Below are 20,160 nucleotides of genomic sequence, written 5' to 3' on the forward strand. Positions count from 1 at the left end.
GTTGGGCGAGGACCGTTACCGACTGTTGCTGACGGGTCACCATATTTTGTGGGACGGCTGGTCGGTGCCGGTGTTGGTGGAGGAGTTGTTCCGGCTGTATGCGGCTGAGGCTGTGGCTGCTGGTGGTGATGCGGGTCTGCCGGTGGTGACGCCGTATCGGGAGTATCTGGCGTGGCTGGGCCGGCAGGACCGGGACGCGGCGGAGCGGGCCTGGTCGTCGGCTCTGGAGGGGCTGCCTGAACCCACTCTCGTCGCCCCCGACAACACCCACGACCGCAACCCCGTGCAGGACATGGTCCGTACGGAGATGCCGAAGGAACTCACCGAGGCACTGGCCGCGACCGGACGTCGGTACGGTGTGACGCTGAACACCGTGGTCCAGGGTGTGTGGGGGCTGTTGCTGGCGCGGCAGACCGGACGGGAGGACGTGGTCTTCGGTGCCACGGTCTCGGGGCGCCCGCCGGAGCTGGAGGGGGTCGAGCGGATGCTCGGCCTGTTCATCAACACCCTGCCGGTGCGTGTCCGGTTGCGTGCGCAGGAGTCGGTGATCGGGTTGCTGACCCGGCTCCAGCAGGAGCAGTCACAGCTGATCCCCCATCACCACTACGGCCTGTCCGACATCCAGCGCCAGAGCGGCTTCGGCACCCTCTTCGACACCACCACGGTGCTGACGAACTACCCCCTGGATCCGTCGGTCCTCGACACGGTCCTCGGTGACCTCGAAGTGCTCGACATCGACAACGAGGACGCCACCCACTACCCGCTGCGCATGGCCGTCGTGCCGGACGGGAGCACCCTCGGTCTGCGGCTGGGATACCTGCCGGACCTGTACACGCGCGACGAGGCACAGCGGATGCTCGACAGGGTCCTGCACCTGCTGGAGACGCTGGCGGCGGACCCGGAGCGCCTGGTGAGCAGCATCGACCTCCTCACCGAGGCCGAACGTCACCAACTCCTCGTGGAGTGGGGAGGTTACTGATCACGACGTGGCACTTTCCTGCCACCGGAAGAAGCGGCCATGGTATTCGCTGGCGGCCCGTGGAATTGCGCTGAAATAATCAAAACCACGGGCCACACCGCGAATTTCCGTGAGTCGAGGGAAAATCAGCCGGTGCGGCCGAAACGAGGGAACAAAAGCCAACAGGAAAGGTACGTTGTGAAGGGCCTTAGACGACTGAAGCTCGCTCTGCTCATGCCGATTGTCGCCGTTCTGACCACGGCGACTGCGGCGACGGCGGTGGCCGCGTCCCCGGTGACCGGTCACCAGACCGGCCAGGTGAACGCGTTCGGTGAGGAGGGGGCGTCGTCGGCCCACCTGGACAACACCTGGGGGCCGTGACCCGCGGCGGTGCGTCGTTCCTGCGGGCCGTCAGCCGCGCAGCCAGTTCCGCGCGACGGCCAGCGCGCCGGCCTGGAAGCGACTGCTCGCGTTCAGACGGGTCATCAGGCTGGCCGTCATCCGGCGCACGGTGCGTACGGAGACGGCCAGTTTGCGGGCGATCATCTCGTCGGTGAAACCCCGGGCCAGGAGTTCCAGTACGGCACGCTCCTGGGCGGTGAGCCCTTGTGCGTCGCGCGTACGGTCCTCGCCCAGCGGTGAGGCCTGTTCCCAGGTCCGCTCGAAGAGGGCCTGCAGGGCGCTGACCACGCCCAGGTCTTCGAGAGCGATCGCGGCAGCGTCCGCGACCTGCGGATTCACGGGAGCGATCGCGAGCGCACGGTCGTAGATGAGCAGCCGGGTCGGCAGGTGCGGCACCGTCCGCACCTGCCCGCCCCGCCGGGTCAGCCACTGCGCGTACGCGGTGGTGGCTCCGTCGTTGCGGACACTGTCGAGGTACACGTAGCGCACTCGCACACCCCGTTCCAGGACGGCGGAATCGAGCGGCTTGGCCGCTTCCAGGCTCTCGGCCGGCTGGCCTCCCCCGGTGGCGAAGACCGCGACCTCGGACGTGCAGGTGTCGGCCATGGTCCGGATGAGGGACTGGATGGCCTCCCTGCCCTCCAGCCGCCGGGTCCGCGGGTGGCGGTCGCCCGTGTCCGTCTCGGCGTACTCGGCGAGCAGTTGGAAGATCACCTGACGGCTGGTGGCGATCTCCTTCTGGCGGCGTATCAGCTCCTCTTCCTGGCGGTCGAGGAACGAGATGAGGCTGCTTCTTATCTGGGTGATCCTGCTCTTGGACACCTCGCTCTCGGGATCGAGGGAAGAGAGGTGGATCATTTTGTTGAAGGCCGCGGTCACCCTTTCGGGAGGCCAGTCGAGAGTTTCGGAAAGATCCGACACGCTGAGATTCGGGTTTTCCAGTAGCAGTCGATAAACGAATTCTTCGTCCTGGCTCATTTCTAAGCTGCCCGCCATGGCTTTCCGCTTTCCCCCTGTTGCTGTCGTTCGGCGCGAGTCCGCTTCGCGTGCCGACCGGTTATTCCGCCCCGGCGCGGAGCGGCAGAACGGAAATCATCTGGAGACCTTCGGCTCGGCGGTCGTGAGAGGTGCGCCGTCCTCGGCGTCCGGTGGCAGCACCCAGCCGCGGGCCGCCGCCAGCACGCCCGCCTGGAAGCGGCTGCGGGCACCGAGGCGGTTCATGAGCCCCGAGGTGAGGCGCCGGCCGGTGCGTACCGACACGCCGAGTCTGCGCGCGATCACCTCGTCGGTGTTGCCCGCGCAGAGCAGTTCGAGCAGCGTGTGCTCCTGGTCGGTGAACTCGTCCGCCTCGTCCGCCGCCGAACCCAGCGGCGTCGCCTGCTCCCAGACATGGTCGAAGAGGGTGAGCAGAGCCGTGACGGCGCCCGTGCCCTGGATCGCCACGGCCTCCGCGTTCGGTTGTGCGGGGTCGATGGGCACGATGGCCGAGTAGCGGTCGAAGACGATCACCTGGGGCGGCAGGCGCCGGGCCGTACGTACCTGTCCGCCCCTGGCGGTCAGCCGGTCGGCATACCGGACGGTTGCCGTGTCGTGGCGCGCCCCGTCGGGATAGACGCGGCGGACGTCGACCCCGCGGGCCAGCATCGTCGTGTCGAGCCGCTCGGCGGCCTCCAGTCGCTCGGCCGACCGGGAGTCGTTGACCTCCAGGGCCGCGATCTCCACCTCGCAGGCCGTCGCGAACTGGTCGATCCTGTCCTGTATCGCCTCCGGGCCCGGCAGCCGTACGACGTCGGGGCGGTCCTCCGGGGCGTTGTACGCGGCGATCACCTGGGTGACCGCGGTGCTGCTGGCGGCCACTCGCCTGCGGTGGTCGAGCAGGGCGGCCTCCTCGTCGAGGAGTAGCGCGGCCAGGGCCAGTTCGGGCCGTACGAGGACAGGCCGGCCGGGGCTCTCCGGCAGCAGCTGGACCAGCGAGCGCCGGGCCAGGCGGTCGATCGCGGTGGCTACCCTGCCGGTGGGCCAGCCGAGGTGTGCGGCCAGTTCGGGCACACTCATGTGGGGATTCGTCAGCATGGCCCGGTATGCGGACTCCTCGTCCGGGTGCAAGCCGAGGCTGTTGGTGAACACCGGCGTCTCCAAACTGGCCCTGCGTTCTGGCCTTGTCGCTCACTGGTCTGCTGTGGGGGGTGGGGTGCGTGAGGCGAGCGCCGGTGATTCCCCTTTCTGCGCCAGTCGTGGATCAGTCGTAGATCTCTAACGGATTGTAAAACAGTTGTTCTGATCGTGTGAGCTTAGTTTCACAAGCGCAACATTCCGGAAAATGCTCTGTTAATTAAATAAATAGACCTTTTACGTACCGGCCGGTAGGGCTCAGCCGGTGGCGGGCACGCGCCAGGCCAGGTCGGCGCCCACCGAGATGGCGGCCCGGTCGAGTGCGGTCGACGGAACGGGCGCGTCCACACAGAAGCCGGCCAGGGCGGTGGTTCCGGAGGGGTCCCGGGAGATCTGCATGGCGGCGATGTCGACGCCCTCCGCGGCGAACTCGCCGCCGATCAGGCCGACCGCACCCGGGCGGTCCGGGTAGCGCAGGAAGGTGAGGTCGCCGGAGAGCGGCAGCTCCAGCTCGTGGCCGAGCACCTCGACCAGCTTCGGCCGGAGGCGGACCCCGGTGAGCGTGCCGGTGACGGTGACGACTCGGCCGTCGGGGAAGATGCCGCGCAGGGTGGCGGCGGAACGCTGGGCGCCGCCGTCCTGCGAGGCGGTGAGCCGCGAGGTCAGACCGCACCGCCCGGCGAGCAGCGGGGCGTTCACCCGACTCACCGCTCCTGTGGCGGTCTGCTCCAGTACGCCCTTGAGGGCGGCGAGTTCCAGCGCGCCGGCGGGCAGCCCGGCGATCTCGCCCCGCAGCCGGACCTCGAGCCGGGCGGGCACACCGCCCGCGGCCCGGGTGAGGACCCGGCCGAGCCGCTCGGTCAGTGGCAGCCATGGACGCATGGTTTCCGGGACCGGACCGCCCTGGACGTTGACGGCGTCGGGCACGTGTTCCCCGGCGAGCGCGAGGAGCACCGAGTTGGCCGCGTCGATGCCCGCCCGCTCCTGGGCCTCGCCGGTGGAGGCGCCCAGGTGGGGTGTGGCCACCACGTTGTCGAGCGTGAACAGGGGTGAGTCGGTGCACGGCTCACCGGCGTACACATCGAGGGCGGCACCCGCGACGCGGCCCTCCTTGAGTGCCGCGTACAGCTCGTTCTCGTCGACGACCGAGCCGCGTGCCGTGTTCACGACGCGTACGGACGGCTTCATCCTGCGGAAGGAGTCGAAGCCGATCAGGCCCGTCGTCTCAGGAGTGCGCGGCAGATGGACGGTGAGGAAGTCGCACCGGGCGAGGAGTTCGTCGAGGGGGAGCAGCCGCACTCCGGTGGCGGACGCGTGGGCGGCGGTCACATACGGGTCGTGGGCCACCACGTCCATTCCGAAGGCGGCCATGAGCCGGGCGACGAGGCTGCCGGTACGGCCGAGGCCGACGACACCGAGGACCTTGCCGCTCAACTCCACGCCGGACCAGCGGGCCCGCTGCCAGGAGCCGTTCTTCAGCGCGGCGTCCGCCTGGGGGATGTTGCGCGCGACGGCGAGCAGCAGACCGACGGTGAGTTCGGCGGCGCTGGTGACGTCGGAGGCCGGGGCGTCGGCGACGAGGACACCGGCCTCGGTGGCGGCCGGGATGTCGACGTTGTCCAGGCCGGCCCCGGCCCGGGCGATGACCTTCAGCCGTGGTCCCGCGGCGATCGCCTCCCGGTCCATGAGGGTGGCGCCGCGCACCAGGACCGCGTCCGCTTCGGCGAGGGCGGGCAGCAGGGCGGCGCGGTCGGAGCCGTCGACGCGGCGCACGTCGACGTCGGTGCCGAGGGCATCGACGCCGGCCGGGGAGAGCTCCTCGGCGATCAGGACGACGGGGTGACGGGTCACGGAAAGTGGCCTCTCTGTGAGGGCCGGGCGGGCCCGCCCGGCGCGAAGTCGGTGCGGGGCACTCACCGCTCGTGTGCGCACCACGGCGTGGTCCGAAGCCGGAACGTGGCAACGGGGCCAGGGCCGGTGAGGGGATACCGGCCGTGGCCCCGCTGTAGGTGCACCTGTCGGTGCAGGTGACAGGTGCAGGTGATGGATGCGGGTGCGAATCGGGGTGTGGTCAGTCCGACATGGCGACCAGGACCCGCCGCGGCCCGGTGAACGGGCGGCGGCCGTGCCCGACCAGCAGGTTGTCGATGACCAGCAGATCGCCCTCGTGCCAGTCGACGTCCACCGCGTGCTCCAGGCCCCGGTCGCGCACCTGGAGCACGTACGCGTCCGGGATCGGGCTGCCGTCCGCGAAGGTCACGTACTGCGGCAGCTCGTCCGCCGGCATGATCTGCGCCAGGGCCTTGGCCGTCTCGTCACCGAGTGAGGCCGGGTGCCACTGGTCGGACTGGTTGAACCAGACCTCGGCCCCGGTCTGCGGGTGGCGGACCGTGGAGTGGCGCACCTGGCTGGTCTTGAGGCTGTTGCCCGGCCCCCAACTCCACTCGGCCTGCGCACCCTTGAGGAAGGCGTCGACCTCGCCCGGGTCGTCCGTCTCGAAGGTGTCCTGCCAGCTCTTGCCGAGCCCCCTGCCGCCGTGCAGGTTCTGCGTGTAGCGCACACCGCCGGCGAAGGCCTCGCGCACCTCGTCGTCCAGCGACTCCAGCCACAGTGCCGCGTCGACGAGCGGGGTGGCGCCGCCGGTCCCGGGCGCGACCGCGCAGTAGAAGGCGAGGCGGGTCGGCCACGCGTGGGCGTACGACATCTCGTTGTGCATCGAGATGGTGTACTCCTGCGGGTACTCCGTGGAGGTGTAGACGTTCGAACCCACCTTGGTACGCGGTGAGTTGCCGTGCACGTAGGCGAGGCGGCGCGGCAGCAGGCGGTCGAGTACCGGGTCGAGGCCGTCGGCGGGCACCTTGAACCCGCGGAAGACCACGGCCTTCTCCCGGACCAGGGTTGCGTCGAGGCCGGCGGAGTCCAGGTACTCGACGAGCGCCTCGGGACCGGCCTCGGCGCCGATGTCACCCGGCGTCACCTCGAACGGCGCCCAGCCGTTGCGGTCGCTCATGGATCGGTTCCTCTCGTGTGGGGGCGCGTGAATCAGCCGGTGGTCGGCGGGGCGAGCCGGGACAGGAAGGCGTTGTACCAGAACACCGAGTTGCCCTCGCTGTGGACGGCGTACAGCGAGCCGTCGGGGGTGGTGGTCAGCTGATCGACCTGGGCGCCCTGGGTGAGGGAGGTGTCCTGTACCCATGCGGTGCCGTTCCAGCGGACCAGCTTCGGGGACCCGTAGAGACCGGCGTAGAGCTGACCGTTGTGGTACGCGAACTTCGGCCAGGACGCCGGAGTGTCATGGCGGGTCCAGGTCTTGCCGTTCCCCTGGCTCACCTTGCTGCCGGAGGCGATCCACACGTCGTTCGGCCCGTTGCTGATGACCTCGTTCAGGATGTACATCTGGCCGGGGGTCTCGGGAACGGGCACCTCGCGCCACTCGGTGCCGTCGTAGTGCATGGCGAGCGGCTGGTAGTCGCCCGTGGTGTCGCCCTTGTCGCGGTAGCCGACGGCCCAGATGTCGGTGTCGGAGTTGACGTCGACGGCGTTGAACTGGCCTTCGATGCCGGTGAGCTTGGTGGTCTTCCAGGCGCTGCCGTCCCAGTGGGTCGCCATCGGGTGCCAACCGCCGTCCGTGGCACGGTAGTTGCCCACCGCCCACACGCTGTTCCGGCTGACCGCCTCGGCGTCGAGGACCTCGGCGTTCTTGGGCTCCGGATTCAGGTTCGACGTCCACTTGGTGCCGTCGTAGTGGTTGAACCGGTAGCTGCCCGTCGCCGCGTATCTGCTGCCGAAGACCCACAGGTCGTTCACGCCGGTGCCGGCCAGCACGCCGACCTCGGCGTCGGACGGCGGGGTGGTCTGCTTCCAGGTGCCGCCCGTGCGCTGCCACAGCTTGGGAGAGGAACTGCACTCGTCGAAGCAGAAGGGCACGCTCTTGGCGTAGGCGTCCTTGTTGTCGAAGGGCAGGACGCTGATGCTCGCGTACGTGGTGGGCACGGTCAGCGACTCCCAGGGCTCCGCGGCGCTCGCGGGCGACGCGACGAGGCCGACAGCCGCGGCCGTGGCCGCGGCCACGGCCACGGCGAGACCCGAGGCGGTGTGCCGCCCGAGGGAGGTGCTCTTGGTCATGTGTGCTCCCGTGTTCGTTTCCGGCGGGTGTGCGTACGGTCGTGATGTGACGTCACGTGTCACGGCAGGAAGCCCTCCACTTCCACTCCGAGGCCCTGGGCGCGGGCGGCGCCGAGGACGGCGTCGGCCAGGGCGATGTCAAGCACGCCCAGTCCGAACGGCGCGTAGACGACCGTGCGGTCCGGCTCAGGGGTGAACGCGCCCTCGGTGTCCTCGTCCAGGAGCAGTCGGCCGATCGCCGGATCGATGAAGTCCCGGTGTCCCGCGGCCTGCACGGCGAGGTCGAGCGAGGTGCGCTCGCGCACCGCGTGATCGACGTCGTCGACGATGTTGTGCGCGTCGAGCAGCGACTCGGGCAGCAGGTCGCGCAGCGAGATGTGCAGCACGACCGTGCCCGGCACGGCCGCCTTCAGATCCAGGTGCGGTTCGATGGCGGACGTGGCGATGGACACCAGTCCGTGCGCGGCGAGCGCCTGCTCCGCGCTGTCCAGCGTGACCACCTCGGCCTCCGGGAGCACCACGGCTGCCCGGGCGGCGAAGTCGGCGGCCCGCCGCGGCGAACTGTCGTACAACGACAGCGTCCTCAGGCCGGGCAGAGCCGCCCGCACATGGCGCAGGATCTCCAGGTTGATGACTCCGCAGCCGATCAGCGCCAGGCCGTCCGGGCGACGGCCGCGGGTGAGCAGCTCGGCGGCGAGCGCGGCGCTGGCGGCGGTGCGCGTGGCGGAGATCAGCGAGCCCTCGATCAGGGCCTCGGGCCGGCCGGTCTCCAGCGAGTTGAGGATGATCGCCGCGCTGGCCCGCTCGATACCCCGATCGATGTTGGCGGGGAAGGACGCGATCCACTTCATGCCCCCGGCCGGGTTGTCCCCGCCCAGGTAGGCGGGCAGGCCGATGATGCGGTTGCGCGGCTGCCCGGGGAAGCGGAGAAACACGGAGTGCGGCACCGCGGTGTCGCCCTGCGCATGGATGCGGTAGGCGTCGGCCACGGTCCGGATGTTGTCGAGTTCGCGGCCGTCGAGGATCTGCGCGACCTCGGAGTGTCGCAGGATGAGCATGACGGGATTCAGTCCTTCCAAAGGTGCGCGACGGCCTGGGAACACAGCCGGCGCCGACACGTCGGAACGGAACGTGTCGAGGTCGAGAGCGCGATCACCGCCACGCGGCCCGGGAGGCGGAGACAGCCGGTCCGGACGTCTCCCGCAAGCACCGGAATTCCCCGCACGGCTCACCGGGCATGACGGTCACCTCCCGTGATCGATCCTGCGGGGAGCCCCTATCAAGGGCCTATACCGCCGGTATGCCGTCGCCCTCGGGCGTGGGCGGGTCCGAGGCGGGGTGGGCGGCGAACGCGAACGACAGCCGGCGGGCCGGAGCGAACAGAGCGGTCCCGGCGGCCGACGCGCTTCGAGTATTGCTCCGGGATTGAACGCCTGGAGACGGTCACGGTGGCCTTGTGGGAACGGCGGTGACGAGTGGTCGGCCCATGACAGCTACGAGGAGCTGGGCCGGGCACGACGCTGCCCGGAGGCTTTCTGGCCATCGCGATTTCGAGCTCTTCCAATCACCACGAACTGGGGAGAATCATGAGACGTACGAATGGCGCCACTCGCGTCCTGCTTTCGGCGGCACTGATGGCGACGCTGGCCGGTGCCGTGGCGCCCACCGCCGCCGCCGCTGACCGGGCGGCCTGTGTATGGACACCGGCCATCCTGCCGCTGCCCGCCGGCGCGCTCACGGGCGAAGTGGTCGCGACCGACGGAAGTGGTGGTTACGCGGGCACGATTTCGTACGGCGCGGATTCCGAAGAGGGTGGCCGCGCCGTGCTGTGGAAAAACGGAGAGTTCACCGACTACGGCAACCTGGCCGATCCCGAATACCAGAACTGGGTCACTGTCGGAGGAGTGAACGACGCCGGGACGGTCGCCGGAACCGCCTACCGGCAGGCGGACGGACTGCCCAGCGCCATCCGCTCGCGCAACGGCAGGATGGAGCGCCTGCCCGAACTGCCCGGTGCCGACGCTTCGATGACGGAAGGCATCAACGACCACGGGGACATCGTCGGCGCCGTCGAGACGACGGTCGACGGCGGGCCGCACTGGAATCCGGTCATCTGGCCTGCCGACAAGCCCGGAACAGTGGTGGAACTGACCGGATTGCCCGACGCGGAGGCCGTTGCCGTCGGTATCGACCAGGACGGCACCGCGTTGGTCGAGGTGGACCACGACTTCGGGCGGGTCCCGTATCTGTGGAAGGACGGTGAGGTGCGCCAACTGCCCCTCCCCGACGGGGCGTACGACGTCATCACGCGCGGAATCTCCAACGGCCGTGTCATCGGCCAGGTCTCCTACGAAACGGGTGACGACTCGCGAAGCGTGCTGTGGGACCGCGACGGCCTGCCGAAGGTTGTCGAGCGGGGCGAGGATGTCTCGGGCATCAACCGCGACGGTCGGATAGTCGGCCGCACCGACGATCCCAGCTGGCGCGAATTCGGCGTGTGGCAGGGGACGACGCTGGGTTCCACGCTGAGCTACGCTCCCGACCGCGGGCTTGAACTCGCTGTTTCCAGCGACGACGGCACGGTCGCCGGCCGGAGCTGGAAGATTCCCGAGGGCCGGGACGAGCCGACCGTCTGGTCCTGCCGCTGAGCGACTTCGCAGGCCGCGCCCATGTCCTCCTGGGCGCGGCCTCCGGTCGCCTTCGGATGCTTTGAGAACCGACCGTGCCCGCATCTCCGCTTGCCGTGCCGGCCACGGGATCGACTACGGCATGCTTCGTCGGCGGCGAGGCGGTCCGGGTCGGTGGTGAGTCCGTCGTAACTGGTGCTGTTCCAGAACGAACACTGGTGCCGGTCCGCGTACACCTTGGACTTCAGGGCCCGGCTGTCATCACCGGGGAGCAGGGACATGTACTTGCCGCTGCGGTATGACGGCCAGGCTGCCGGCCCTGCGGTCGTGGGGTTCGCGTGCTTCACGAACGCGCCCCAGTAGCGCACCATCGCCGTGGACAGCTGCTGTTGCTCCGGAGTCAGCGACTTCGAGGTCTCCATGGGCCACAGGTAGCCGAGCTCGCTGGCATGAGGGCGCCTTCGCCCCCCCTCGTACGCGAGGCCGGCCTGGAATTCCGCCGGCTCCCCGCCGACACCCGGGCCCACGGAGGCGTCAGGGGCAGCCGTGATCTGATGCGCGCCGCCGCCGCGTTCACCACCGAACTGGGCCGGGGATTCGCCGATGTCATGGCCGACGGCGAACCGGACCCGCTCCTGCTCTCGACCACCACGGCCCCGCTCGGCCGGCATCTCGCCGAGGCCACGGGCGTACGGAGCCTCGGCGTGTACCTCCAGCCCACCGCACCGACCGGCGACTTCCCGCCCGCTGTCCTCCCGGGCTCCCGTTCGCTGGGCCGCCCCGGCAACCGGGTGGCCGGTCGTTTCGCCCTCCGCATGACCGACCGCGTCCACGAACAGGCGGCCCGGGACCTGCGCCACCGCCTGCGACTGCCCCGCTCGCCGCCTCCGCGATGCGCCGACGGCAGGAACGGGCCAACTGGCCGATCCTGTACGGCTTCAGTACGGCACTGCTGCCACGCCCCGCCGACTGGCGCCCCGGACTGGAGATCGCCGGAAACTGGTGGCCCCACGTCGACCCCGCCGACCGGCTGTCCCCGGACCTGGAGGACTTCCTCGCGGCCGGACCCCGTCCAGCCCTCATCACCTTCGGCAGCATGGCGGCGGGCGAAGGGGACCGCCTGAGCGAGATCGCCGTACGGGCCCTGCGGCGCGCCGGGCTGCGCGGCATCCTCCAGTCGGGCAGCGCCGGGCTCGCGGCGGACGACGACGACATCCTCACGCTCGGGGACGTACCGCACACCCTGCTGTTCCCCCGGCCGGCCGCGGTGGTCCACCACGCCGGGGCGGGCACCTCGGCGGCTGCGCTCCCGCCGGAGTACCCGCGGTGACCGTCCCGGTGACCGCGGACCAGCCGTTCTGGGCCCGGCGACTGGCCTCGATCGGCGCCGCCACCACCCCGATCCCCTTCCACTCCCTCACCGCCGAACGCCTCACCGACGCACTCGACCACGCCACAAAGCAGCAGACCTACGCCCGAGCCGCCGCGACCGCGGCCCACCACATGGGGACCGAGGACGGAATGGGCCGGGGCCTGAAGGCCGTCCAACGGTCAGTGGGGCACTGACCGTTTGCACGTAGTGCCCTGCCCCGGCCGGAGCGCCCCCGGGTGGTCGCACGGGGCCTGCCAAGCACTCGTGCTCTCTGCGTCGTGCGTCGCCGATTCGTCTTCGGCCAGGCTTCTGTCGCTGCTCCAGGGCGGTGTCTCATGTCAGTTGTCATTTACGTGGGCCGTCGAGCGGGCAACCAGGTGTCGATGACGGCCGCCAGTTCGTCGCGGTCGGTGAAGACGTGGCCGTTCATGCCCACGGCCTGCGCGGCGCGTACGTTCTCCTCGCGGTCGTCGACGAAGAGGAAGTCGGCCGGGGCGGCCCGCATGGCGATGACGCAGTGAAGGAAGGCCGCCGGGGCCGGCTTGGCCGCCTTGATCTTTCCGGAGAAGGCAACGTGGTCCAGCGTGTGCAGCCAGGGCTGCGCGGCGAGGAAGGCGTCCGCGTGGTCTGCGGGGATGTTGGACAGCAGGGCGACCTCGGTGACAGCGCGGAGGGGCTGACGGAGGGACTGGACGTAGGCGACCATCCGGTTGTCGACGCGCGACCAGCTGTCGATGTCGGCGAGGCGCAACTCCTCGATCGTGTCGGCCTCGACGTCGAGGCCGACGTCGACGGACAGCGATCGCAGTACGGCGGTCCAGTACTCGGGCGCGGACTGCCGGCCGGCGTCGTAGGGCGGGCGGCAGGCCCAGTAGGCCGTGGTGAAGGCGTCGGTGGGTGCGTGACAGCGGGCGGCCATCTTTGCCAAGGCGCCCGGGCGTTGGTGGCGGGCGATGACCCCGAAGAGGTCGAACAGCACGATGTGTCGGTCGGTGGGCATGGTGAGGGTTCCTCCGGGTTCTGACGGCCGGGGCGAGAGGAAGAGCCTGTGCGGCACGGAGTGAGCCGTGCCGCACAGGCGGTCAGCGGCTGCCGTGTGCCAGCTCGCGCGTGCGGCGGGCGCGGCGTGTGCGGCGCGTTCGGTCGGAGTCGGTGCGCAGGACCCCGGCGGCCACGGCGGTGATCGCACACAGCAGGATCAGCAGTACGAAGGTGTGGTTCAGGGCGGTGAAGTGGGTCAGCCAGCCGATGACGGCGGGGCCGGCGAGCATGCCGACGTAGCCGAGCCCGGCGACGCGGGAGACATTGGCCCCCGCGGCGGCGGGGTCTGCGTGCCCGGCCGCGCTGAACAACTGCGGGACACAGCCGGACAGCCCCAGACCGAACAGCGCCCACCCCGCGAACGCGGCCCACATCCACGGCGAGACGGTCACGATCGCGATGCCGACGGCAGCCGTCGCCGCGCCGTACCTCAGGATCGCCATGGACCCGAACCGGGCGACGAGGCGGTCGGCGAGCAGCCTGCCGATGGTCATGGTCGCCGCGAAGGTGCCGTACGCGAAGGCTGCGGTGCTCGCGGGTGCGCCGAGGACGTCCTTCAGGTGCAGCGCGCTCCAGTCGTTGGCGGCTCCCTCGCACAGCATGACCATCAGGGCCAGGGCGGCGAGGATCCAGATGCGCCGGCTGGTGCCGCGGCGCGCGGGGGCCGACGCCTGCCCGGCCTTCCCCGTCTTCCCCGTTGAGGCCGCCTCCCTTGCGGAGGAGGCGGCCTCAACGGGGGGCGTCGCAACGGCGGATGCGGCAACGGTCGGCGCGGCCGGCAGCAGGGCGCGTGCCGACACCAGGGCGATCACGATGCCCAGGGCGCCCATGGCGGCCATGCCCACGGCAGGGCTCTGGCCGGCGCTCGCCGTGGCCGCTCCGACGAGCGCGGCGAGGACACCGCCGACCGAGAACGTGGCGTGGAAGGCAGACATGACGGGCCGCCCGTACGCCTTCTCCACGTGCACGGCGTGGGCGTTCATGCTCACGTCCAGGCAGCCGTTGCAGAACCCGAAGACCATCAGGGCACCTGCGAGCGTCCACGGGTCGTGGGGAAGGCCGGGCAGCACCAGGGCCGCGCTGCACAGCACGCCGGTCGCGGGGACGACGACGCGCGCCCCGAGGGAGTCGGTCAGCCGCCCGGCCACCTGCATACCGACGAAGGCCCCCAGCCCCAGCAGCACCAGCAGCCCTCCGAGCGTCGCGTGACTGATGCCCACGCGCTCCTCGATGGCGGGGATGTTCACCACCCAGGTGCCCATCAGAGTGCCGCAGAGACTGAAGTAGACAAAGGTCGCTACGCGGGCGGCTCGAAGCGGTGCATTCATGAAACCAACCGTAACGAACACCCAGCGCGATTGAATACTGTCACTTCGCACACATTGAATGTTCGTTTCGGGTGGTGTTCAATCGCGCCATGAGCAGCACAGACCGGCACGGGATGATCGCGCAGGCCGTCAGGGAGTCGGGAAGGATCACGGTCCAGGAACTCGCCGACCTGACCGGCACCTCCGAGATGACCATCCGGCGAGACCTCGACACGCTTGCCGCGCAAGGAGTCCTGGAGCGCGTCCGTGGCGGCGCGCGCACCCTGCTGCTCAGAGGCCAGGAGCCGCCTTTCGCGCTACGTGCCCACGAGGGCCTCGATGCCAAGCGCCGCATCGCGGCCGAGGTGTCCTCACTCATCGCCGACGGCGAGACCGTCCTCCTCGACAGCGGCACCACCTGCCTGGAGATCGCCCACCTGCTGCGCCGGCGCCCGGTCACGGTGATGCCCCTGTCCTTGCAGGCCATCCACGTACTGGGCGAGGTCCCGAGCACGGCCACACTCATGGTCCCCGGCGGACAGCCGCGCGCCGCGGAGGGAGCCCTCACCGGCCCCCTCACCCTCGCGTCGCTATCGGCACTGCGCTTCGACACGGCCGTCATGGGTTGCTGCGGCCTGAGCGCGGCCGACGGCCTGACCGCCTACGACCTCGACGACGCGGCCGTGAAGAAGGCCGCCATCGCCTCCACCCGCCGCATCATCGTCGCCGCCGACGCCACGAAGCTCGGCCACACCGCCTACGCCCACGTCGGCCCCGCCACCCTCCTGCACACCCTCGTCACCGACACCACGGCACCGGCCGACGAGATCACCGCCCTCGAAGCGACCGGCATCGTCGTCAAGACCGTCTGACGCCGTCTGGCAGGACGTAACCGGCACCTCGACGCCTACCGCGAACCGGACCGCGAACCGGACCGCGAAGCGAGGGAGTTCAGTCGCTGCCGCTGCCGCTGCTGCGTGTGCTGGAGGGCTGGAGGAGCTGGTCGACGGGTGCGTAGTCGTCGGTGAGCAGTTGGGCATCGCCGATCCAGGAGGCGAGGTCGTCGCCGGTGGAGGTCTTCCAGCCGGTCCGCCGGGAGTTCAGCGCTTCCTGGGCCGCGCGCAGGTCGACCGGCCGGTCGGAGGCGAGCACCACCAGATTGCCGCCCTCGGCGGTGGTGGTCGGGGCGAGGCCGATATCGGCGGGTTCGCCGACGACGGCCACATGCTCGAAGGTCTCGCTGAGGGTGGCCACTTCGGCACGTGCGAAGTCCATACCGCCGTGGTCGATGAGGTTGGCGACGTACAGACCGTCCTCGTCGAGCACCCGCCGTACGTCCGTCATCGCCTCCACCGTGGTGAGGTGCCACGGCACGCTGACGCCCCCGAACGCGTCGCCGACGACGAGGTCACGACTGCCGGCGTCGAGCCGCCGCAGACCGAGCCTGCCGTCCTCGGCGCGTACGTCGATACCGGCGCCCGGTCCCAGACCGAGTTGCTCGCGATTGATGCGTACGACCCCGCTGTCGATCTCGGACACAAGGCTGCGCGTCCCGGGCCGGGTGGCAGCGAGGTAACGGGGAAAGGTGAGCCCGCCGCCGCCCAGGTGATGGGCGACCAGTGGCTCACCTTCGGGAAAGGCGGCATCGACCACCGACGCGAGGGCGCGCACGTACGCGAACTCCAGGAAGGTCGGGTCGTCGATGTCGACGTACGAATGCCGCAGGCCGTCGAGGACGAGCGTGCGACCGCTGTCCCGGTCGGGGTCCGCGACGACCCGGGCGCAGTGGTACTTGGTCTCCGTGTCGCAGGCACCGGGCGCGACCGTGGTGGCGAGGCCGCCGGCGACGACCACGAGGGTGAGGGCCGGGGTGCCGCTCCACCCGCGCGTCCGCCACTCGACCAGCGCCGCGCCGGCCACCAGCAGGGTGCCGAGGCCGATCAGGATGCCGCTGACCGACAACCGCGACACGAGGACGAAGCCGGTGAGGACGGTGCCGAAGATGGCGCCGACGGTGCCGACTCCGGACAGCCGGCCGACCACCGTTCCGGTCTCGGCGAGGCTGGTGAGACGTAACTTCGTCACGATCGGCGTCACCGCGGAGAGCAGCGCGCCCGGCACGAGTATGGTCAGCGCCGCGATCAGCAGGAGCAGTGCCGGTGCCCACTCCGCGGAGGTGCGCAGCACGGCGGGGGTGAGTGCGACGACCGCTCCGGACACCCCGAGCGAGGGGCCTATGAGCCGGCGCGGATCGACCTGGTCGGCGATGAGCCCACCCAGCCACGAGCCGAGGGCGATCGCGGTGAGGGCGATGCCGATCACCATCGTGCTGGTCTCAAGGGTGAGGCCGAGGTAGGGAGCCAGCAGCCGCAGAGCGACGATCTCCACCACCAGAACCGCGGCCGAGGACCCGAACACAAGCGCGGCAGCGGCACGGGGACCCAGACCCTGACTACGAGACGGGCCCTCGGCGACAGACGAGGACGACGATCCGGTCACGGACGACATCCTCGCACGCGACCCGTCGACCGAACGGCATGGTGGAACGGCAGACAGCCGGCTCTCCCGTCGAGCGTGGCCGTTGAGTCCTGGCGAGGTCCTTCGGCTGTGGGCTAGCCGGATCCCCCACTCGTGATCTCGCCGGACCCTCCACTCGTGATCTCGCTGGATCCCCCACTCGCGATCTCACCGGATCCCCGCTCGATCAGCCGGGTAGCAATGGTGACGGTGCGGGTGGGTGACTGGTCGCCGTCCAGTCTGTGGAAGAGCATCTCGGCGGCTGTCCTGCCCAACTGCTCGACGTCCTGGGCGATGACGGAGATCCCCGGGCTGAGGAGGTCGGCCAGGGGGAAGTCGTCGAAGCCCAGGTGGGCGACGGTGTCCTGCAGGCCGAGTGCGCGCAGCGCCCGTACGGCCCCGATGGTGACGAAGTTCTGGCTGGTGAACAGCGCGGTGGGCGGGTTCGGCAGCGCCAGCAGACGCTCGGTCGCCGCGATGGCGGATTCCTCGCTGGCCCCGGTGTGCCGGACGATCTCGTCGTCGTACTCGATGTGCGCGACTTCCAGGGCGTGCCGGTAACCGTCGAAGCGCTGGGCGGCGGTGGGGATGGTCGCCCGGTCGCCGAGGTAGGCGATGCGGCGGTGGCCGGCCTTCAGCAGGTGGTTGACGGCGGTGAGGGCACCCCGCCGGTTGTCGGAGACGACGGTGTCCGCGTCGAGCAGGCTGGGCTCGCGGTCGACGAAGACCATGCAGGTGCCCGACCGCTGCTCGCTGATCAGATAGCTGTGGTCGCGGCCGGCCGGCACGATCACCAGGCCGTCGACCCGCCGGTCGATGAGAGCCCGGGCCAACTCCCGTTCCCGGGCCGGGTCCTCGTCGAGGCTTCCGACCAGTACGAGCACTCCGCGCTCGCGTGCCACGTTCTCGACGGTGCGGGTCAGGGCCGCCGAGAAGGGGTTCGCCGAGTCCTCGACGAGCATCCCGATCGTGGCCGTCCGGCCGTCCCCGCGGCGCAGGCTGCTGGCGGTCAGGTTGGGCCGGTAGCCCAGTTTGTCGGCCGCGTCACGCACCCGGGCGGCGATGGCCGGATCGACGGTGGGCACCTCGTTGACCACGCGCGAGACCGTCTTGATGGCGACGCCGGCCAGTGCCGCCACCTCGCGCATGGTGGGGCGGTTACGGGGGGACCGGGGCGGCGGCTCGCCCAGAGTCATCGTTGTCTCCAGCTGATTGCGCGTTACCTACTCGTTGCCCACGCATGTTTACCAGTGTCTTGACGCACTCGTCCATACGGGCCCAGTATCCCGTCGAGTCAACGTTGTCTCAGCGTCGACCAAGGGACGGCTCGAAAGGGATCACGTCATGAACCTCTCCTCCAGCCAGGCGTCGGGCCTTCACAGTCGGCGCACCCGGGCGGCAGCGATCGCCATCTCCGTGTGCCTCGGCGCCACCCTCGTGGCCTGCGGTTCCTCCGACTCGGGCTCCTCGTCGTCCGGCAGCGAGAAGGTGGGTGTGTCGCTGATCCTGAAGACACTGAGCAACCCGTACTTCGTGAGCATGGAGAAGGACGCCAAGACGCAGGCCGCCAAGGACAAGGTGAGCCTCACCGTGGCGGCGGGCACGTCGGACGGCGACACCCAGACCCAGATCACCGCCATCGACAACGCCGTCTCGCGCGGCGACAAGGGCATCCTGATCACCACCAACGGCGACGCGGTGAACACCGCGCTGAAGCGCGCCAAGCAGGCCGGCCTCTTCGTGATCGCCCTGGACACCGCGCCCAACCCCGCGAGCGTCGCGGACATCACCTACGCCACCGACAACGAGCAGGCGGGCAGGCTCGACGGCGAGTACGCGGCGGCGGCCCTGGACGGCAAGCCCGCGGTCATCGCCATGCTCGACCTGTTCAACAACCAGGTCGTCTCCGTGGACATCGACCGCGACCACGGCTTCCTGGAGGGCATGGGCATCGACCCGGGCAGCAAGACCGAGAACGGCAAGGAGGCCAAGTCCGGGAAGTACACCGGCGGCAAGGGCGGTACGTACACGATCGCCTGCCACCAGCCGACCCAGGGTGCCATCGACGGCGGACGCACCGCGATGGAGAACTGTCTGTCGGCCAACCCGGACATCAACGTGGTCTACGCCATCAACGAGCCGGCGGGCGAGGGCGCGTACAACGCGCTGAAGGCGGCGGGCAAGGAGAAGGGCGTCGCGATCTACGCGATCGACGGCAGTTGCTCGGGCCTGAAGAACGTCACCAGCGGGAAGTTCGCCGCCGACGCCGTGCAGTACCCGGGCAAGATGGCGGCGCTCGGCGTCAGCTCCATCGCGAAGCTGGCCCGCGGCGGCAGCAAGCCCAGCGTGACCAACGGGAAGTCGTTCTACGACACCGGCACCGCGCTGGTCGCCGCCAAGTCCATCGGGGGTCTGAAGGTCCAGTCCCCGTCGCAGGCCGCTTCCGCCTGCTGGGGCAGCTGACCCGGTCGGCCGGGTGGGCCGCCGGTCCGGCACCGGCGGCCCACCCGCACCGCACGAGCCCGTGAGTTCGTGAGCCCGTGAGTCCGCACGAAGGCCCGCACGAAGGCCCGGACGTACGCCCGTACCAAGGCCCGTACCAAGGTCCGCACGAGGGAAAGAACCGGAAGGACCCCCTGTGACCACCCACGTGGACAGTCAGGCAACACCGGCACCGGCGGAGGAGTTCCTCAACCGGCCCGCCACACCGGCCCAGCGCATCCACTCGGTGCTGCACCGTCAGCCGGCACTCAGCCCGGCGATCGTGCTGGTGCTCGCCGCCATCGTGTTCTCCCTGGTCAACGACCGCTTCTACGCGTTGCAGAACCTGTCCCTGGTCGCGCAGCAGACGGCCGTCATCGGCTCGCTGGCCGTCGGCCAGACCGTCATCATCCTCACGGCCGGCATCGACCTGTCCATCGGCGCGGTCATGGTGCTCGCCTCGCTGCTGATGTCGAAGCTCGTCGCGGACAACGGTCTGCCGGGCGTGGTGGCCCTGCTCGCGGGAGCGGCCGTCGCCATCGCCGCACAGGCCGTCAACGGGCTGCTGGTGACCAGGATCAAGCTGCCGCCGTTCATCGTCACGCTCGGCACCCTCAGCATCTTCACCGCGATCACGCTCATTTACGCCAAGGGGCAGACCATCGCCCTGCAGCCGGACAACATCCTCATGTGGAGCGGCGAGACCGTCTCCATCGGGCAGTTGAACCTGACCAACGGCGTCCTGCTCATGATCGCCCTGTACGTGGTGATCGGCTACGCGCTGCGCTACACCGCCTGGGGCCGTCACCTGTACGCCGTCGGCGACGACATCGAGGCCTCCCGCCTGGCCGGCATCTCCGTCAACCGGGTGCTGCTCAGCGCCTACCTGGTCGGCGGGTTCGCCATCGCGGTGGGCGCCTGGATCCTGGTCGGCCGGGTCGGCGGCGGCGACCCCAACAGCGGCCTCAACGCCAACCTGCAGTCCATAACCGCCGTCGTCATCGGCGGCACCAGCCTGTTCGGCGGACGCGGCGTGGTGCTCGGCTCGCTGATCGGCGCGCTCATCGTCCAGGTCTTCGTCAACGGTCTGGCACTGGCCGGGATCGACCCCAACTACCAAGTCCTCGCAGTCGGCGTCCTGGTGATCGCCGCTGTCTCCGTCGACCAGTGGATCCGGAGCGTGAAGTCGTGACGACCGCCCCCGCGCCCGCCCCCAAG

Annotated in this window: 17 protein-coding genes and 1 pseudogene; 7 read left to right on the forward strand and 11 right to left on the reverse strand. The window is 70.0% G+C overall.

Translation table 11 applies throughout. The features are described 5' to 3' along the window. On the forward strand, positions 1-979 hold a 979-nt coding region (locus AOK17_RS27665), incomplete at its 5' end, for a condensation domain-containing protein (RefSeq protein WP_245697401.1). Between the two features lie 213 nt (positions 980-1,192). Further along, the gene (locus AOK17_RS27670) at positions 1,193-1,339 is read left to right on the forward strand and encodes a hypothetical protein (protein ID WP_157881408.1); all 147 of its coding nucleotides are present in this window, start codon (positions 1,193-1,195) and stop codon (positions 1,337-1,339) included. A 30-nt stretch (positions 1,340-1,369) separates the two neighbouring features. On the opposite strand, the gene AOK17_RS27675 is transcribed toward AOK17_RS27670, so the two are convergent. The 6 genes from AOK17_RS27675 to sbnB all read right to left on the reverse strand — a co-directional run bounded on the left by AOK17_RS27675 (position 1,370) and on the right by sbnB (position 8,655). Further along, a complete protein-coding gene (locus tag AOK17_RS27675) occupies positions 1,370-2,218 on the reverse strand; it encodes a helix-turn-helix transcriptional regulator (protein WP_157881409.1) in 849 nt (282 codons plus the stop codon). A gap of 234 nt (positions 2,219-2,452) precedes the next feature. Then, positions 2,453-3,487, reverse strand: coding sequence for a helix-turn-helix transcriptional regulator (locus AOK17_RS27680; protein ID WP_055615282.1), 1,035 nt, complete (start codon positions 3,485-3,487; stop codon positions 2,453-2,455). Between the two features lie 243 nt (positions 3,488-3,730). Beyond that, a complete protein-coding gene (gene serA / locus AOK17_RS27685; RefSeq protein ID WP_055615283.1) occupies positions 3,731-5,323 on the reverse strand; it encodes a phosphoglycerate dehydrogenase in 1,593 nt (530 codons plus the stop codon). A gap of 220 nt (positions 5,324-5,543) precedes the next feature. Further along, positions 5,544-6,482 carry a TauD/TfdA family dioxygenase gene (locus AOK17_RS27690; protein ID WP_055615284.1) on the reverse strand — a complete coding sequence of 313 codons (939 nt, stop codon included), beginning with the start codon at positions 6,480-6,482 and terminating at the stop codon, positions 5,544-5,546. Positions 6,483-6,514: 32 nt separating this feature from the next. Next, positions 6,515-7,597, reverse strand: a complete 1,083-nt coding sequence (locus AOK17_RS27695; protein WP_055615285.1) for a hypothetical protein — start codon at positions 7,595-7,597, stop codon at positions 6,515-6,517. Positions 7,598-7,656: 59 nt separating this feature from the next. Further along, a complete protein-coding gene (gene sbnB, locus AOK17_RS27700; RefSeq protein WP_055615286.1) occupies positions 7,657-8,655 on the reverse strand; it encodes a 2,3-diaminopropionate biosynthesis protein SbnB in 999 nt (332 codons plus the stop codon). 528 nt (positions 8,656-9,183) lie between these two features. Here sbnB and AOK17_RS50870 point away from each other — a divergent pair. After that, a complete protein-coding gene (locus AOK17_RS50870) occupies positions 9,184-10,245 on the forward strand; it encodes a hypothetical protein (RefSeq protein ID WP_063997296.1) in 1,062 nt (353 codons plus the stop codon). On the opposite strand, the gene AOK17_RS50200 is transcribed toward AOK17_RS50870, so the two are convergent. Then, complete coding sequence (locus tag AOK17_RS50200) at positions 10,128-10,751, reverse strand: carboxylesterase family protein (protein WP_281198643.1); 624 nt, start codon at positions 10,749-10,751, stop codon at positions 10,128-10,130. The genes AOK17_RS50870 and AOK17_RS50200 overlap by 118 nt on opposite strands. Between AOK17_RS50200 and AOK17_RS27710 the strand changes: the two are divergent. Continuing rightward, positions 10,692-11,790 (forward strand): annotated as a pseudogene (locus AOK17_RS27710) (glycosyltransferase); the annotation flags it as partial. The gene AOK17_RS50200 and the pseudogene AOK17_RS27710 sit on opposite strands and share 60 nt — an antisense overlap. A gap of 155 nt (positions 11,791-11,945) precedes the next feature. On the opposite strand, the gene AOK17_RS27715 reads toward AOK17_RS27710, so the two are convergent. Together AOK17_RS27715 and AOK17_RS27720 are read right to left on the reverse strand one after the other, a co-directional pair. Next, the gene (locus AOK17_RS27715; protein ID WP_055615288.1) at positions 11,946-12,596 is read right to left on the reverse strand and encodes an HAD-IA family hydrolase; all 651 of its coding nucleotides are present in this window, start codon (positions 12,594-12,596) and stop codon (positions 11,946-11,948) included. A gap of 82 nt (positions 12,597-12,678) precedes the next feature. Next, entirely contained in the window at positions 12,679-13,965 is a 1,287-nt protein-coding gene (locus tag AOK17_RS27720; RefSeq protein ID WP_055615289.1) for an MFS transporter, read from the reverse strand. A gap of 89 nt (positions 13,966-14,054) precedes the next feature. Between AOK17_RS27720 and AOK17_RS27725 the strand changes: the two genes are divergently transcribed. Continuing rightward, entirely contained in the window at positions 14,055-14,816 is a 762-nt protein-coding gene (locus AOK17_RS27725) for a DeoR/GlpR family DNA-binding transcription regulator (RefSeq protein ID WP_055615294.1), read from the forward strand. Between the two features lie 79 nt (positions 14,817-14,895). Here the strand turns inward: AOK17_RS27725 and AOK17_RS27730 are convergent, their stop codons facing one another. Together AOK17_RS27730 and AOK17_RS27735 are read right to left on the reverse strand one after the other, a co-directional pair. Then, positions 14,896-16,443 (reverse strand): fused MFS/spermidine synthase, encoded by a 1,548-nt coding sequence (locus AOK17_RS27730; protein ID WP_245697402.1) that lies wholly within the window; start codon positions 16,441-16,443, stop codon positions 14,896-14,898. Between the two features lie 113 nt (positions 16,444-16,556). Beyond that, positions 16,557-17,657, reverse strand: a complete 1,101-nt coding sequence (locus tag AOK17_RS27735; RefSeq protein ID WP_055615291.1) for a LacI family DNA-binding transcriptional regulator — start codon at positions 17,655-17,657, stop codon at positions 16,557-16,559. Between the two features lie 148 nt (positions 17,658-17,805). On the opposite strand from AOK17_RS27735, the gene AOK17_RS27740 reads away from it, so the two are divergent. Next, a complete protein-coding gene (locus AOK17_RS27740; RefSeq protein WP_055615292.1) occupies positions 17,806-18,924 on the forward strand; it encodes a substrate-binding domain-containing protein in 1,119 nt (372 codons plus the stop codon). Positions 18,925-19,099: 175 nt separating this feature from the next. Continuing rightward, positions 19,100-20,134, forward strand: a complete 1,035-nt coding sequence (locus tag AOK17_RS27745) for an ABC transporter permease (protein WP_055615293.1) — start codon at positions 19,100-19,102, stop codon at positions 20,132-20,134. Positions 20,135-20,160: the final 26 nt, after the last annotated feature.

Origin of the sequence: Streptomyces phaeochromogenes (genome assembly GCF_001418655.1) — a bacterium.
Classification (GTDB): domain Bacteria; phylum Actinomycetota; class Actinomycetes; order Streptomycetales; family Streptomycetaceae; genus Streptomyces; species Streptomyces phaeochromogenes.

Bases quoted from the DNA above. Each gene is read 5' to 3' on its own strand.
- AOK17_RS27670 (WP_157881408.1), top strand. From the start codon at position 1,193: ATGCCGATTGTCGCCGTTCTGACCACGGCGACTGCGGCGACGGCGGTG.
- AOK17_RS27675 (WP_157881409.1), bottom strand. From the start codon at position 2,218: ATGATCCACCTCTCTTCCCTCGATCCCGAGAGCGAGGTGTCCAAGAGC.
- AOK17_RS27690 (WP_055615284.1), bottom strand. From the start codon at position 6,482: ATGAGCGACCGCAACGGCTGGGCGCCGTTCGAGGTGACGCCGGGTGAC.
- AOK17_RS27695 (WP_055615285.1), bottom strand. From the start codon at position 7,597: ATGACCAAGAGCACCTCCCTCGGGCGGCACACCGCCTCGGGTCTCGCC.
- sbnB (WP_055615286.1), bottom strand. From the start codon at position 8,655: ATGCTCATCCTGCGACACTCCGAGGTCGCGCAGATCCTCGACGGCCGC.
- AOK17_RS50870 (WP_063997296.1), top strand. From the start codon at position 9,184: ATGAGACGTACGAATGGCGCCACTCGCGTCCTGCTTTCGGCGGCACTG.
- AOK17_RS27715 (WP_055615288.1), bottom strand. From the start codon at position 12,596: ATGCCCACCGACCGACACATCGTGCTGTTCGACCTCTTCGGGGTCATC.
- AOK17_RS27720 (WP_055615289.1), bottom strand. From the start codon at position 13,965: ATGAATGCACCGCTTCGAGCCGCCCGCGTAGCGACCTTTGTCTACTTC.
- AOK17_RS27725 (WP_055615294.1), top strand. From the start codon at position 14,055: ATGAGCAGCACAGACCGGCACGGGATGATCGCGCAGGCCGTCAGGGAG.
- AOK17_RS27735 (WP_055615291.1), bottom strand. From the start codon at position 17,657: ATGACTCTGGGCGAGCCGCCGCCCCGGTCCCCCCGTAACCGCCCCACC.
- AOK17_RS27740 (WP_055615292.1), top strand. From the start codon at position 17,806: ATGAACCTCTCCTCCAGCCAGGCGTCGGGCCTTCACAGTCGGCGCACC.